Origin of the sequence: Sorangium sp. So ce1335 (assembly GCF_051521615.1) — a bacterium.
Taxonomy (GTDB): Bacteria; Myxococcota_A; Polyangia; order Polyangiales; family Polyangiaceae; genus Sorangium.
Window position 1 is genome coordinate 5,642,813 of sequence record NZ_CP150363.1, and the last position, 12,689, is coordinate 5,655,501.

At 71.3% G+C, this 12,689-nt stretch carries 10 protein-coding genes; 6 read left to right on the forward strand and 4 right to left on the reverse strand.

Features of this window, described 5'->3' with window-relative positions; translation table 11 throughout:
* Positions 1 to 38 precede the first annotated feature (38 nt).
* From WMF24_RS20855 to WMF24_RS20865, 3 genes are all read left to right on the forward strand, one after another.
* Complete coding sequence (locus WMF24_RS20855) at positions 39 to 341, forward strand: DUF3817 domain-containing protein (protein ID WP_437738174.1); 303 nt, start codon at positions 39 to 41, stop codon at positions 339 to 341.
* Between the two features lie 270 nt (positions 342 to 611).
* Positions 612 to 1,166: a hypothetical protein gene (locus WMF24_RS20860; protein WP_437738175.1), complete on the forward strand. Its 555-nt coding sequence runs from the start codon at positions 612 to 614 to the stop codon at positions 1,164 to 1,166.
* A 117-nt stretch (positions 1,167 to 1,283) separates the two neighbouring features.
* Positions 1,284 to 2,084, forward strand: a complete 801-nt coding sequence (locus tag WMF24_RS20865; RefSeq protein WP_437738176.1) for a GNAT family N-acetyltransferase — start codon at positions 1,284 to 1,286, stop codon at positions 2,082 to 2,084.
* Between the two features lie 37 nt (positions 2,085 to 2,121).
* Here WMF24_RS20865 and WMF24_RS20870 read toward each other — a convergent pair whose 3' ends face one another.
* Entirely contained in the window at positions 2,122 to 3,972 is a 1,851-nt protein-coding gene (locus WMF24_RS20870) for a M2 family metallopeptidase (RefSeq protein WP_437738177.1), read from the reverse strand.
* A gap of 510 nt (positions 3,973 to 4,482) precedes the next feature.
* On the opposite strand from WMF24_RS20870, the gene WMF24_RS20875 reads away from it, so the two are divergent.
* Together WMF24_RS20875 and WMF24_RS20880 are read left to right on the forward strand one after the other, a co-directional pair.
* Positions 4,483 to 4,926: a hypothetical protein gene (locus WMF24_RS20875; protein ID WP_437738178.1), complete on the forward strand. Its 444-nt coding sequence runs from the start codon at positions 4,483 to 4,485 to the stop codon at positions 4,924 to 4,926.
* A 337-nt stretch (positions 4,927 to 5,263) separates the two neighbouring features.
* Positions 5,264 to 5,647, forward strand: a complete 384-nt coding sequence (locus WMF24_RS20880) for a VOC family protein (RefSeq protein ID WP_437738179.1) — start codon at positions 5,264 to 5,266, stop codon at positions 5,645 to 5,647.
* A gap of 55 nt (positions 5,648 to 5,702) precedes the next feature.
* Here the strand turns inward: WMF24_RS20880 and WMF24_RS20885 are convergent, their stop codons facing one another.
* From WMF24_RS20885 to WMF24_RS20895, 3 genes are all read right to left on the reverse strand, one after another.
* Complete coding sequence (locus tag WMF24_RS20885; RefSeq protein ID WP_437738180.1) at positions 5,703 to 7,130, reverse strand: HEAT repeat domain-containing protein; 1,428 nt, start codon at positions 7,128 to 7,130, stop codon at positions 5,703 to 5,705.
* A gap of 85 nt (positions 7,131 to 7,215) precedes the next feature.
* Positions 7,216 to 8,664, reverse strand: a complete 1,449-nt coding sequence (locus WMF24_RS20890; RefSeq protein ID WP_437738181.1) for an amidohydrolase family protein — start codon at positions 8,662 to 8,664, stop codon at positions 7,216 to 7,218.
* 319 nt (positions 8,665 to 8,983) lie between these two features.
* The gene (locus WMF24_RS20895; RefSeq protein WP_437738182.1) at positions 8,984 to 11,821 is read right to left on the reverse strand and encodes a glycoside hydrolase family 3 C-terminal domain-containing protein; all 2,838 of its coding nucleotides are present in this window, start codon (positions 11,819 to 11,821) and stop codon (positions 8,984 to 8,986) included.
* A 227-nt stretch (positions 11,822 to 12,048) separates the two neighbouring features.
* Here WMF24_RS20895 and WMF24_RS20900 point away from each other — a divergent pair, with 227 nt between their 5' ends.
* Complete coding sequence (locus tag WMF24_RS20900; RefSeq protein WP_437738183.1) at positions 12,049 to 12,687, forward strand: peptidoglycan-binding protein; 639 nt, start codon at positions 12,049 to 12,051, stop codon at positions 12,685 to 12,687.
* Positions 12,688 to 12,689 lie beyond the last annotated feature (2 nt).

The following is a 12,689-nucleotide window of genomic DNA, read 5'->3' on the forward strand; positions in this document are numbered from 1 at the left end:
CGGATGAGTTTCCCCGCCGCGTGCCCTACCCTCTCGCCATGACCGCGCTCCGCCAGCTCCGCCTCATCGCGATCGTCGAGGGGGTGTCGTACCTTCTCCTCCTCTTCATCGCGATGCCGCTCAAGTACCTCGCCGACCTGCCGCTCGCCGTGCGCGTCGTCGGCAGCGCCCACGGCCTGCTCTTCGTGCTGTTCGTCGCCGCGCTCCTCCGCGCCGCCGTCGCGCGCCGGTGGTCGCTCGGCCGCTCGTCGCTCGCCTTCGTGTCGTCGATCGTCCCCTTCGGGACCTTCGTCTTCGACCGTTCGCTCCAGCGCGAGATCGCGGCAACCCCGCCGACGTAGGCGGGCTCACCAGCGGGGCGGCGCGCGGCGAAGGGACGCCCGTCCCGCCTCGCCCGCGGCCCCCGGGCCCCACGCCCGTCTGCGCCGGCGCCCCGGCCGCTCACAGAAATACAATCATTTCCAATACTTGCATAAAACACAAAAAAAGATCGCCCGCGTGTCGATCTCGCGGTCGCCCGTTCGTCGTCACGGCAGACCCACGGCGCATCCGGCCGGACCGTCCGGACGCCCCGCTTCGATCCAATCAGAGGAGACACGACGATGCGATCCATGAACACCGCGGCACCGGCGACGAACGACGCGAACCTCGAGGCGGCCCGGCCGGCGCCCCCGGCGCACTCCGTTCGCGGGGCGAGGCGAGGCAGCGCGATCCTCGGGCGCGTCGCGATGGCCGGGTCCCTGTTCCTCGTCGCCGCGTGCGGGGGGGACGAAGAGCACGTCGCGTGGAAGGACATGAGCTTCGAGGAGCGCGGCGAGTTCATGACCGACGTCGTCCTGCCGCGGATGGCCGAGGTCTTCGCCGAGTACGACGCGAAGTACGAGAACATGACCTGCGAGACGTGCCACGGCAGCGACGCTGTCGCGCGCGCCTACGCGATGCCGACCCCGCAGATCACCCCGCTCCCCGACACCCCGGACGGCTTCCTCGAGTGGGTGGGCGACCCGGCGCACCCGGACCGCGAGCGGTTCGGCACCTTCATGTACGAGAGGGTCGTGCCCGAGATGGCCGCGCTGCTCGAGATCCCGAGGTTCGACCCGATGACGGAGACCGGCGATTTCTCGTGCCACTACTGCCACACGCTGGAGAGCGCCGAGCAGGAGTGAGGCCGCGCCAGGCGCCACGACCGCCCTGACCGCGGCGCCCTCGCCGCACGCGCCCGTTCTCTGCCTCGATCACTGGACGCCTCCGCTCCGGTACTCTCCGTCCGGAGGAGGTTTCGCATGCCCGACCCGATCGAGATCGAAGAGTCCAATGCTCAGTTCCTGGCCGCCTGGACCTATTTCAGCCAGGGTCTCCCCGGCCATCGGATCGAGCACACCGACGGCGTCACCGTCGTGCTCTCGGGCACGGACATGGTCCTTCTCAACGTGGCCGCGCTCTCCTCGCCGGCCACCGACCTCCAGGATCTCGAGCGCCGGGCGCGCAGGGCCGTCGAGCTCGCCCGGACGGGCGGCGTGCCCTGGCTCTTCGTGCTGTCCGATGCCCGCGCGCCCGGCGGCGACGCGGGCGCGGCCGCCGAGCTCCTGGGCCGGCTCGGCTTCGCGCCGTCCGTGTCGCTCACGGGCATGGTGGCCGACGCGATCGCCCCGGGGCGGAGCGCGCCTTCCGGCCTCGAGCTCCGGCGCGTCGCCGACGCCGAGACGCGCGCCGCCATTGCCGACCTCAACACCGCCGCCTACGGCCTGCCGATCGCCGCGGGGCGCGCCGCCATGGCCCACGAGGCGCTGTGGGGCGACCGGGCGTTCGGGCGGGTCGGCTACGCGGGCGGCCAGCCCGTGTGCTCGGCGGCGACGTACATCGTGGAGGGGATCCGCTACGTGGGCTTCGTCGTCACCGCGGCGGAGCACCGGCGCAAAGGGTACTCCGAGGCGGCGATGCGCGGCTGCCTCGACGACGCGCTGCGCGCGACGGGTATCCAGAGGACCGTCCTCCACGCGACGGACATCGGGCGGCCCGTGTACGAACGGATGGGCTACCGCGCCGTAACGCGCTTTTCCTTCTACACGCCGCCGCAGGCCTGAAGCCCGGGCGGCGCGCGCCCCCCGCGCTTGCCGCCGACTACCAGCCGCACGCCTTGCCGCGGTTCTGCTGATCGAGCCAGCCCCGGAGCGGCGCGAAGTAGTCGAGCATGGCCGCCGCATCCATCTGCCGTGTTCCGGTCACCGCCTCGAGCGCCTCGGGCCACGGGCGGCTCCGCCCCATCTCCATCATGCGACGGAGCCGCGCGCCGGCCTTCTCGCTGGCGTAGATGGTGCAGCGGTGGAGCGGCCCCTTGTACCCAGCCTCCTCGCAGAGCGCGCGGTGGAGCTGGAACTGGAGGATGTGCGCGAAGAAGTACCGGATATAAGGCACGCTCGCCGCGACATGGTACTTCGCGCCAGGATCGAAGTCCGCCTCGGAGCGCGATACAGGCGGCGTGACCCCCTGGTACCTCGTCCGGAGCGCCCACCAGGCGCTGTTGTACTCCGCCGGCCGGATGTCCCCCGAGAAGACGCCCCAGCGCCACCGGTCGACGACGACGGCGAACGGCAGGAACGCCACCTTGGCGAGAGCGTCGCGCAGGAGGAGCGAGACGTCGCTCGAGGCGGGGGGCAGCGCGGACACGAGCCCGATCCGCTGGAGATACTCCGACGTGACCGACAGCCCGATCGTGTCGCCGAGCGCCTCGTGGAACGCAGGGTTCGGGCTGTCACGGTAGAGGAGCGGCAGCTCGTTGTACGCCAGTTGATAGAAGGTGTGGCCGAGCTCGTGGTGGATCGTGTGGAAATCGTCGGCGGTGATGTCGATGCACATCTTGATGCGCACATCCTCTTCGTCGTCGATGTTCCATGCGCTCGCGTGACACACGACGTCGCGATCCGCCGGCTTGACGAAGAGCGACCGCTGCCAGAACGTGGCAGGGAGCGGGTCGAACCCGAGCGAGGTGAAGAAGCGCTCTCCCGTCTTCACCATCTGGATCGGCGTGAACCCCTTCTCCCGGAGCGCCGCGCCGAGGTCGTAGATCGGCGCGGCCCCCTCGGGCGCCGCGAGGTCCTCGATGTTGCTCCAGTCCTGCGCCCACATGTCGCCGAGCAGATCGGCGCGGATCGGGCGCGCGTCGGGCACGACCTCGGCGCCGTACGTCGCGGCGAGCCGGCCGCGCACGTAGCAGTGGAGCGCGTCGTAGAGCGGCTTGACCTGCGCCCAGAGGCGGTCGACCTCCCGCGGCAGCACCCCCGGCGGCAGCTCGTATTTCGCCCGCCAGGCGTCGCCGGTGTCCTTGAACCCGAGCTCGCGGGCGCCCTCGTTGGCCAGCTCGACGAGCCGCGTGAACTCGCCGCGCATGGGCGCGGAGACGGCGCGCCAGCCGACCCACGCCCGCTTCAGCTCCTCCGGATCGCGGCTCTCCGCCATGATCTTGCCGAGATCCTCGAGATCCAGGCACCGGCCGCCCTCGGGGCAGTACTTTCCCGCCCCGTACACCGCCTCCAGCCTCGAGGCGATCGTCGCGAGTTCCTGGGTCCTCGCCGGATCGGCGGGGGCGTACAGCGTGAGGGACGTGCGCAGGAGATCGATCCGCCGGCGGACGTCGTGGGGCAGATCGAGGCCGCGGAAGCGATCCGCCCGCTTGGCGAGGTCGGCCTGCGCGGAGAGCAGCTTGGCGCTCGCCGCGGCGGCGAGGATCTGGGTGTCTTCCGTGATGTACGTCGAGGCCACCCACGCGGCGCGGTTGTTCTGGGTGCTCAGCTGGTGGAGCTCCGATTCCGCCTGCTCGATGAACCGCGCCGCCTCCTCCGCCGCGGGCGTCGGCCGCGGGTCGGGCTGCGGCGCGGCGGGCTGCGAGGGAGGAGCGGGATCGGAGCAGGCCGCCGAGAGCGCGAGGGCGCCGCAGGGCAAGGCCACGGCGAACATCGGAACCATGCGCATCATTTCCGCTGCTCCTCGGTCGCGGGCATCTCCGGCATGGAACCGTCCCTTCACCCCGCGCGCAGATGTCGCGGGGCGCGCTCCGGCGCCGCGATCCTCGTGGGGCCTCTAAGGCCGCTCGCCGGCTCGAGCAATCGGCGGCCGGCGGCGGGACGCGCGCGCGAAGCCGGCGCAAGTGCACGATTTTACTTGATATTACTCGTTCTCCGCGCGCGCGAGGGTGCGACGTCCGGCGTCGCTCCCCTGTCCTCCAACCTGGGTCGGGTCGCCATATTACTCGTTCTCCGCGCGCGCGAGGGTGCGACGTCCGGCGTCGCTCTCCTGTCCTCCAACCTGGGTCGGGTCGCTCAACCCGGGTCGGGTCGCCCCAACCTGGGTCGGGTCGCCCAACCCGGGTCGGGTCGCCCCCGTTGGTCGAAAAAATCGTCGCCGCCCATGTCGAGGGAGCGCCGGCGGCTCCGACGTCTCGGTGAAGCGCCAAGGACGGCGCCCCATCACCCGGACGAGGACACCATGAACACGACCGAAGCCCTCCAAGGAACGCTCACCGCCACGACCGACGCCGCCCCGGCCCGGACCACGCTCCGGAGCGTCGGCGCCGTGCTCGGCGGCCTCCTCTCGACCGTCGTCGTCACCACGGCCGTGGACCTGGCGCTCCACGCCTCCGGCGTCTTCCCGCCCCATGGCGAGCGGATGAGCGACGCGCTGTTCGTGCTCGCGCTCGCCTACCGCATCCTCTTCAACACCGCCGGCTGCTACGTCGCAGCCCAGCTCGCTCCGGCTCGCCCGACGCGCCACGCCCTCGCCCTCGGCGCCGTCGGCCTCGCCCTCGCCACCCTCGGCGCCATCGCGATGTGGGACCTCGGCCCCGCCTGGTACTCGCTCGCGAACATCGCGATCGCGCTGCCGTGCGCCTGGGCAGGCGCGCGGCTTCGAGGCGCGCACGCGCGATCTTGATGGCCTTTGCCGTGCATTCTCCTCCGGCGGCGGGCGGCGCGGCGCCCGTCCGCCCCCGGCGAGATGGCCGCGTCATGACGCCGGCGTCGAGCGCTCTCATGGTCCAGGCGAATGACGCGCATGCACGGCGCGCATTTGCTGCCGTGATTCCTGCATGGCACCCTCGCCCTCATCCCGTGCGGGCACGCGCGGCGGACCCCGTACAGCCGTTCGCTCAAGCGGGCTCGACTCGGACGGAGGAGCTCACCATGAACGACACCCATCCTGAGGCCGAGATCCTGGCCTCGACGCAGCAGCCGGCGGGCCTGCTCAGGATTCACCGGAGGGAGGCGCGCGCATGAGCGTCCGCCTCAACCACACAATCGTCCCGGCGCGGGACAAGAAGACGTCCGCCACCTTCCTGAGCGAGATCCTGGGCCTCGCCGCCCCGGTGCCGTTCGGGCACTTCCTGGCGGTGCAGCTCGATAACGGCGTGACGCTGGACTTCGTCGACAGCCCCAACGAGTTCCAGCCCATGCACTATGCCTTCCTGGTCAGCGAGGCGGAGTTCGACGAGATCTTCGGCCGGATCCGCGAGCGCAAGCTCCAGTACTGGGCCGATCCCAGGGCGCAACGCCCGGGCGAGATCAACCACAACGACGGCGGGCGCGGCGTGTACTTCCCCGACCCGGACGGGCACTTCCTCGAGATCATCACCCGTCCTTACGGCAGCGGCGGTTGACCCCCCGCGCGCCGCGCTGGAGGATCGGCGCACGGCGCGTCGCGATGAAGCGGGATCACCCCCACACGACGCGATCGAAGTCCGGATCGATCGCCGGTCGAACCGCGTCGGCCCAGGCGCGGCGCTCCTCGATCTCGCGCGCGAGGAACCCATCGACGTTGGCCTCCTGGACCTCCTCCCACCCGTAGCCCGGGCCCTTTGTCGCCCGCAGGACGTGGGTCTGCGTCCAGCGCATGAGCGCCTCGCGCGCCTCGTCCGAGCCGAGCCACGCGAGCGCCGCCCGCACCGAGGCAGACGCCTCGAACGTGGCCGCGTCGTCCAGCGCGAGAAGGAGCTCTCGAAGGCACCACGGCTGGCCGAGCGCGGCCAGCGCCCCGGCGACGTCCCTCCGGACCGCGGGCGTGTTCGATCGAAGCCCCCGGCGGAGCGCGGGGAGCGCGTGCGGAGGAGCAAACTCGAGGAGCAGCAGCGCGAGCTCGCCGAGGAACGGGTTTCCCTTGTAGCCCGCGACGACCCTGACGCGGGCGAACGCCAGCACCGCCTCGACGGCGCGATCGCGCTCGAGCCCGCGGCGCAGCAGGTACCGGGCGGCGGCGTGCACGGCGTAGGGGTGATGCACGGCCGGATCCGCGCGGGCGAGCAGCCGGCCAACGGCCGGGCAGACCGGGTAGTCCGGGTGCGCGTCGAGCCGCTCGATCGCATGCCCGGAGGTCGCGTTCACCGAGGCGTCGATCAACCCAGCGCACGCGTCGACGAGCTCCGCCGGCGTGAGCACCGCCTCGAGAGGATCGATGAACGCGCGCGCCGTGGCCTCGCGCGCGATCCTCGCGAGCAGGTACCGCTTGTAAGCCGCGCGCTGCGCCGCGGCCCGCGCCTGGGCCTCCGCCGAGGGCCGCTCGAGGGCGAGCAGCTCGTGATCGCCGAGGAGCTCCGCCCAGCGGGCGCGGAGCTCCGCGTCGGAGAAGTCGATCGAGGCGAGCGCTCCGGCGCTCTCCTCGAGCTCGGGCAGGACGCGGAAGACTTGCCCCTCCGCGCGAGGGACGAGCAGCCCCTCCTCGGTGAGCTCGCGGATGGCGACGGCCATGGCGTCCGCGGTGGGGAGGAAGGCGAGCAGGCGCTCCTCGGGGAGCGCGGGGTGACGGAGGCTCCGGATGCGCTGGGCGAAGAAGTAAGGATCGATCGTGAGGCCGCCGTCGCCGTGGTCGTCGACGTCGATCGTCTCGCCGTCGGGTGCGGTCAAGCAGAGGCCCATGCCGTGAAAGAGGAACCTCCAGCCCGGCATGCCCGGGACTTGGCCCTCGTCCGAGTCCTCACCGGAGTCCTCGGAGAGGTGCATGCGCTGGACCCGTACATGCCAGCGCTGCCGGTCGACCTGCCGCGCGAGCGCCACGAGGAGCCACGCGTGCCACGGATCGGGGGGCGGGCCGGCGGCGACAGGGCGCGCGGCGAGGGCGGCGCGGACGGCGAGGAGGACGGGGTGCACGGCGGCGTCGTGCCGCGGCTGGGCCTGCGCGGCAAGGCGGAGCGCGTGCGCCGGGGTGAGCGCTCCGATGGGTGCTCATCCAGCCTCAGTCCGGCATACCGCGCGTGAAATCGAGCAACCGCAGCATGTCCCGGCGGGTCCTCGGGCCGTAGGTCTGGAACGAGGGCGCCCCGGCGTTCGCGTACTCCGCGCGGGCGCGGCTCACGTCGTCAACGAGGTGCGCTTTCCGTGCCTCGGCGACGTTCACGCCGTACACGCGCGCCGCGTTGAGGCCGAAGATCTTCGCCTTCCGCTCCGGGGTCAGCGCCGGATAGCCGTAGCGCTCCTGGAATTCGGGGGTGATCTCGAACGCGCGGAACGCCTGGATCTGATCCTGCGGCGAGCCGAACCAGATGGCGTCGGTCCCCCAGAGGATCCGATCCTCGCCGAGGTGCTTGAGCAGCTTGCCCACGACGTGCGCCGCCTCGTCCGGGCTCTTCATCACCTCGCGCCAGGTGGAGCCGAGCTCGGCGTACACGTTCCCGTTCTGCCCGATGCCGTTCTCCTCGAGCGAGCGGATCAGCGCGTCCACGCCGCGCGTCGCCTTCGGGTCATAGGGCCCCTCGGTGACGTCCGGCTCGTAGCCGGAATGGTAGATGAGGAACGTCGCCTTCGGGAACGCGCGCGCCGCCGGCCCGACGTCCTTCGGCCGCGTGTACGCCGGGTTCATCCCCGACAGCGGCAGCCCCTTGTGCACGGCGAAGATCGGGACGCCGACGGCGAGGCCGTGCTCGATCGTCCTGCGGCCCACCTCGTCGTCGAGCCACCAGCCCTCCCCCGTCGGCCCCCACACCGTGTAGAGCTTCCACGCGCTGAGCTGCAATGTCTCGGCCTGCCGGCGCATGTCGTCGGCGATCTTCTCCCAGGGCGCGGCGGTCGGCTGGACGACGCCGTGGATGCGCAGCCGGTCGCGCCCGAGCTGCGCGACCTTCTCCCGCGTGCGCGCCGCTTCCTCCGTGAGGATGGGCAGCGGATCTCCCCACAGCCCGCTCAGCACAGCGAGCTGGGTGTCGCTGTTCATGAAGACCTCGCGGATCAGCACGTCATCGGTGAAGCACCGCGCCCACGACGGCGCGCCGCACTCCGCCTGCGGCGTCGTCTTGAGGAAATCGGCGAGCGACGGCTGCCCCTCCTTCCACCAGACGCGCTCCGCGCTCACCTGGTGCGTCTGCACGTCGAAGATGAACTCCTTGCCGGTCAGCACCTCGTCGGCGGCGCCGGGGTCGACGGTCGACTCCCTCGTGACCTGGTAACGCCCGCCGCTGCAGCCGAGCTGGTTCAGCGCGAGGAAGACCGTCGCGGCGCCGCACGTGCTGGCCAGGTACTCGCGCCGGCTCATCCCGAGCTTTCGCGCGTTCTCCAGCGCGCTCTCCATCGCGCTCCGCTGCACCTCGCGCAGCGCCGGGTCCGGCGGTCGCGGCCAGTACTCACCGTTGCTCGTCGAGTCGAGCTTCACCGGCAGCCGGAGTCCGTCGTCAGGTAGGCTCTTCTTCATTCGGTGGCTCCTGTGGTTCCCCGATCGAGGGTTTCACGACGGGCCATGCCGTGATGCGGGCTCATCCGCGCACCGCGCGATCGAGATAGGCCTGGAAAGATGGCGAGGCGGATCGGCGCGGGCAAGTCGCCAAGACGGCGCCGGGGCAGGCGGGGTTCTCCGGGTGCGCGTCGCGCCGCTCGATCGCGCGCCCGGAGGTCGCGCTCATCGAGACGGGAACAGGGCCAGCGCTGGCCCCGCGGGCGGCAATTCCGCCGCCCGGCGCCGGGGCCAACGAGCCCATCGGTTCACGTGGTCACGTGGTCACGTGGTCACGTGGTCACGTCGATCGCACGTAGATGACGAAATCGACCTTCGCTGTGACACCGCGGTATTCGACGGACGCGGTCACCGTGGCCACACCGGGCGCGATCGTGCGGATCGCCCCGTCGCCGTCCACGGAGACCACCCGGGGCCGGTTGCTCTCGAAGCTCACCCGCATGCCCTCGGGGAGCGGGCCGCTGGCCCCCTTGGTGATGTAGCCGTGGAGCGTCTCGTCGCTCAGCGAGACCGTGAGCTGCGGATCGATCTCCGCGCCGACCGGGAAGAAGACCCGCTGCTGGATGCCGAGGTCGTGATCGCCAACGATCTGCGGCTTTGCCGTCACCACCGCGGGCACCGCACGGAGCGCGCCCGTCACCGTGACGAGGGCCTGCTGCGCGACGTCCTGGTCCGCGGCGGAGCGCGCGATCTGGACCCCGTAGGTCCCCGCGTCGACCGTGTAGCGCCCCTGCGCCTCGTCGAAGAAGGCCAGATCCGCGATGCGCAGATCGAAGCGCACGGTCCGGCTCTCCTGCGGGCCCAGCGCGATCTTCTGGAACGCGCGCAGCCGCTTCCGGGGACGCTCGAGCGCGGCGGGGGCGTCGGGCGTGCTCACGTAGAGCTGCACAACCTCCTGGCCGGCCACGCTGCCGGCGTTGCTGACGCTCACGCTCACCCGCAGCGTGCCGTTCGCGTCGACCTCCTGCTGATCGGTTTGCAGGTCCGAGTACTCGAAGCGGGTGTAGCTGAGGCCGTGACCGAACGGATAGGTGACCGGGCCCTCGAAGTACATGTACGTGCGCCCGCGGCTGCCTTCCGTCGGCCGGATGGCGTAATCGTCGATCGGGGGCAGGTCGGAGAGGTTCGTGTACCAGGTGAAGGGCAGGCGGCCGCTCGGATTCTGGGCGCCGAGCAGGACGTCCGCGAGCGCCTCGCCCTTGCGCTGGCCGTTGTAGGAGCTCCAGAGCAGCGCCGCCACGTCGGGCTCGAAGCCGCCGACCTCCATCTGGCCGACGGTCTCCATGTAGACGATGGTGCTCGGGTTCTGCGCCGCCACCTGGCGGATGAGCTCGGCCTGCGCGCCGGGCAGATCGAGCGTCCTGCGATCCACGTCCTCGCGCGAATGGCGCTCGTCGGTGCCCACGTAGACGACGACGGCGTCGTAGTCGGCGGCGGCGGCGACGGAGGCCGCGTCCACCTCGGTCAGGGTCCCCGGCGTCACGCCGGGATAGAAGTCGACGACGGCCGCGGGGTTGATGGCCTGGACGGCGGCCCTGACGCCGCTGTAACCGCTCACCGTGTTGGCGTGGCCCGCGGGGCCCTGGTCGCTCGAGTAGCCGCCGAGGAAGACCTCGGCAGGGTTCGCGTAGGTGCCGATCACGGCGAGGCGGAACGCGCCGGAGGCCGGGACCCGGAGCGGCAGCAGCGTGCCTGTCGAGCCGTCCTTGCGCCGGGTCTCGCTGTTCTTGAGGAGCACGATCGCCTCCGCCCCGACCTCGCGCGCCATCGCGAGCCGCTCGGGCGTCTGGGTGATCGCGCCGTTGTCGTCGCTGTTGGTCCACGTCCCCTGCGGGACGCGCGCCCGCGCCCGGGTGACCCACGGGACGCGGGCGTCGTCGTCGAACTCGCCGAGGCGAATGCGCGCGGCGAAGAGCCGGGTGACGAGCGGATCGACGTCGTTCTCGTTGAAGGTGCCCGTCGGGGTGGGGATCTCGCGCGCGACCGCCTCGACGAGGGTGTTCGCGTAGCTGTAGCTGTCGTGGTAGCCCCAGTTGCAGTTGAGATCTTCGCCCGCGACGGCGGCGAAGGCGTGGCGCTCATACGCGTCGAGCGGGTGGGGATAGCCGGGCGGCTGCCACCGGTGCCCGGACTGGATCTCGCGGATCGCGTCGCAGTCCGAGGTGAAGAAGCCCCGGAAGCCGAAGGTCGAGCGCGCCAGCACCTCCTTGAGCTGGATGCTGGCGGCCACGGGCACGCCGTTGACGCGGTTGTAGGCGCTCATGATCGACGCCGGACGCGCCGCGCGGATGACGTCGCGGAACTGCGCCGTGTAGTACTCGCGCAAGGTCCGCTCATCCATGTCCGAGGTGCCATTGCGGCGGTTGAACTCGCTGTTGTTCGCGGCGTAGTGCTTGAGCGTCGTGTTCACCTTCAGGTAGCCGCCGCTGTCGACCAGGAGGCGGCCGCGCTGGTCCTTGCCCTCCATGCCGTTCACGAACTGCGCGGAGATGGCGGCGGTGAGCACCGGATCCTCGCTGAACGCCTCGTCGTTGCGCCCCCAGCGGGGATCCCGCGCCAGGTTGATCGTCGGGGCGTAGAAGTTGAGGTTGAGCTTGTTGTCGCTGAAGACCTCGCGCGCCTCGTCGGAGATCATGCGCGCCTCGCGGTACATGAGCTCCGGGTTCCAGGTCGAGCCCAGGGAGAGATCGACGGGGTACGACGTGGTGTTGATGGTGTTGGGCGGGTTGCCGCGGTCGTTGACCTGCTCGCGCGCGACGCCGTGCGCGGCCTCGTTCCACCAGCCGTAGGCGGGGATGCCGAGCGCCGGGATGGCCGGCGCCCGGCTGCTGATCATCTGGCTGGCCTTCTCGGCGAGCGTCATGCGCGAGACGAGGTCCGCGGCGCGCTCCTCGGGGGAATAGCGGCGGTTCCGGTAGATGGGGAGGTCGCTGACGCGCTCCTTCCATATCTCGGCCGGGCCGATGAGCGAGGCGGCCCCCGCCGGATCGAGGCCCGGCGCGGGCTCGCCGACGTCGGGCGGAGCATGGTCGGACGAACATGCCGCGACCGCGGTCAGCGCGAGCGCGCCGCGGAACGCCGAGAGCGCTCTTGTGAAACCCACGTGCTTGATGGTCATGCCTTGGCCTCTTTCCGTGGTGACAGGACGGTTGATGAGCTTGCTGCCTGATCCTCCGTGCTACGTAACGCGCGTCACATAAAGGAAACACGGGCGAGCGGCAACAGCCCAGGGAGGCGGTGGCGACCTGGGCAGCACCGGCGTGCGAGGCGGGCGCAGCGGGACGCTGCGATGACGCGATGACGCTCAGGTTGTTGTCGGGGCGGGCCTCTTCTATGATCCGCGTTGTGCGTCCCTATGTCGTCCGCCAGGGCGATTATCTCTCACGTCTCGCGTACCGCTTCGGCTTCGACGCCGAGGAGGTGTGGAATCACCCGAGGAACCAGGCCCTCCGGGAGCGGAGGGCCTCGCCCGAGATCCTCGCGCCGGGGGACGTGCTCTACCTCCCAGAGGAGCCCTCGCGCGGAGCCGCGCTCACGCCGCACGCCGCGAACCGCTTCCGGGGCGCTCCGCCGCGCATCGAGGTGGAGATCGCGCTGGCGATCGAGGACGAGGCGCTCGCCGGCGCGCGCTGCGTCGTCGAGGGCGCGGGCGCGCCGATCGAGGCGACCGCCGACGGCGACGGCGTGGTGCGCTTCGAGGTGCCCGCTCACGTGGGGCGGGTCGAGCTCGTCGTGCCCGATCGCCGCGTGAGGCTCTCCGTGCTCATCGGCCACCTCGATCCCCACGACGACGACTCCGGGGCCATGGGTCGCCTCGCCAACCTCGGCCTCCTGCTGCCCGGCCACGGCGCCGAGACCGACGACGAGCGGCGCGCGCGCCTGCACGCCGCCGTGGCGCGCTTCCAGGAGCAGCAGGGCATCGCGGTCACCGGGCTGCTCGACGACGAGACCCGCTCCGCCCTGCGCGGCGCGAACGGCTCCTGAGC

Coding starts and splice junctions, on each gene's coding strand:
- WMF24_RS20895 (WP_437738182.1), bottom strand. CDS start 11,821: ATGACCATCAAGCACGTGGGTTTCACAAGAGCGCTCTCGGCGTTCCGC.
- WMF24_RS20890 (WP_437738181.1), bottom strand. CDS start 8,664: ATGAAGAAGAGCCTACCTGACGACGGACTCCGGCTGCCGGTGAAGCTC.
- WMF24_RS20870 (WP_437738177.1), bottom strand. CDS start 3,972: ATGATGCGCATGGTTCCGATGTTCGCCGTGGCCTTGCCCTGCGGCGCC.
- WMF24_RS20860 (WP_437738175.1), top strand. CDS start 612: ATGAACACCGCGGCACCGGCGACGAACGACGCGAACCTCGAGGCGGCC.
- WMF24_RS20855 (WP_437738174.1), top strand. CDS start 39: ATGACCGCGCTCCGCCAGCTCCGCCTCATCGCGATCGTCGAGGGGGTG.
- WMF24_RS20865 (WP_437738176.1), top strand. CDS start 1,284: ATGCCCGACCCGATCGAGATCGAAGAGTCCAATGCTCAGTTCCTGGCC.
- WMF24_RS20875 (WP_437738178.1), top strand. CDS start 4,483: ATGAACACGACCGAAGCCCTCCAAGGAACGCTCACCGCCACGACCGAC.
- WMF24_RS20880 (WP_437738179.1), top strand. CDS start 5,264: ATGAGCGTCCGCCTCAACCACACAATCGTCCCGGCGCGGGACAAGAAG.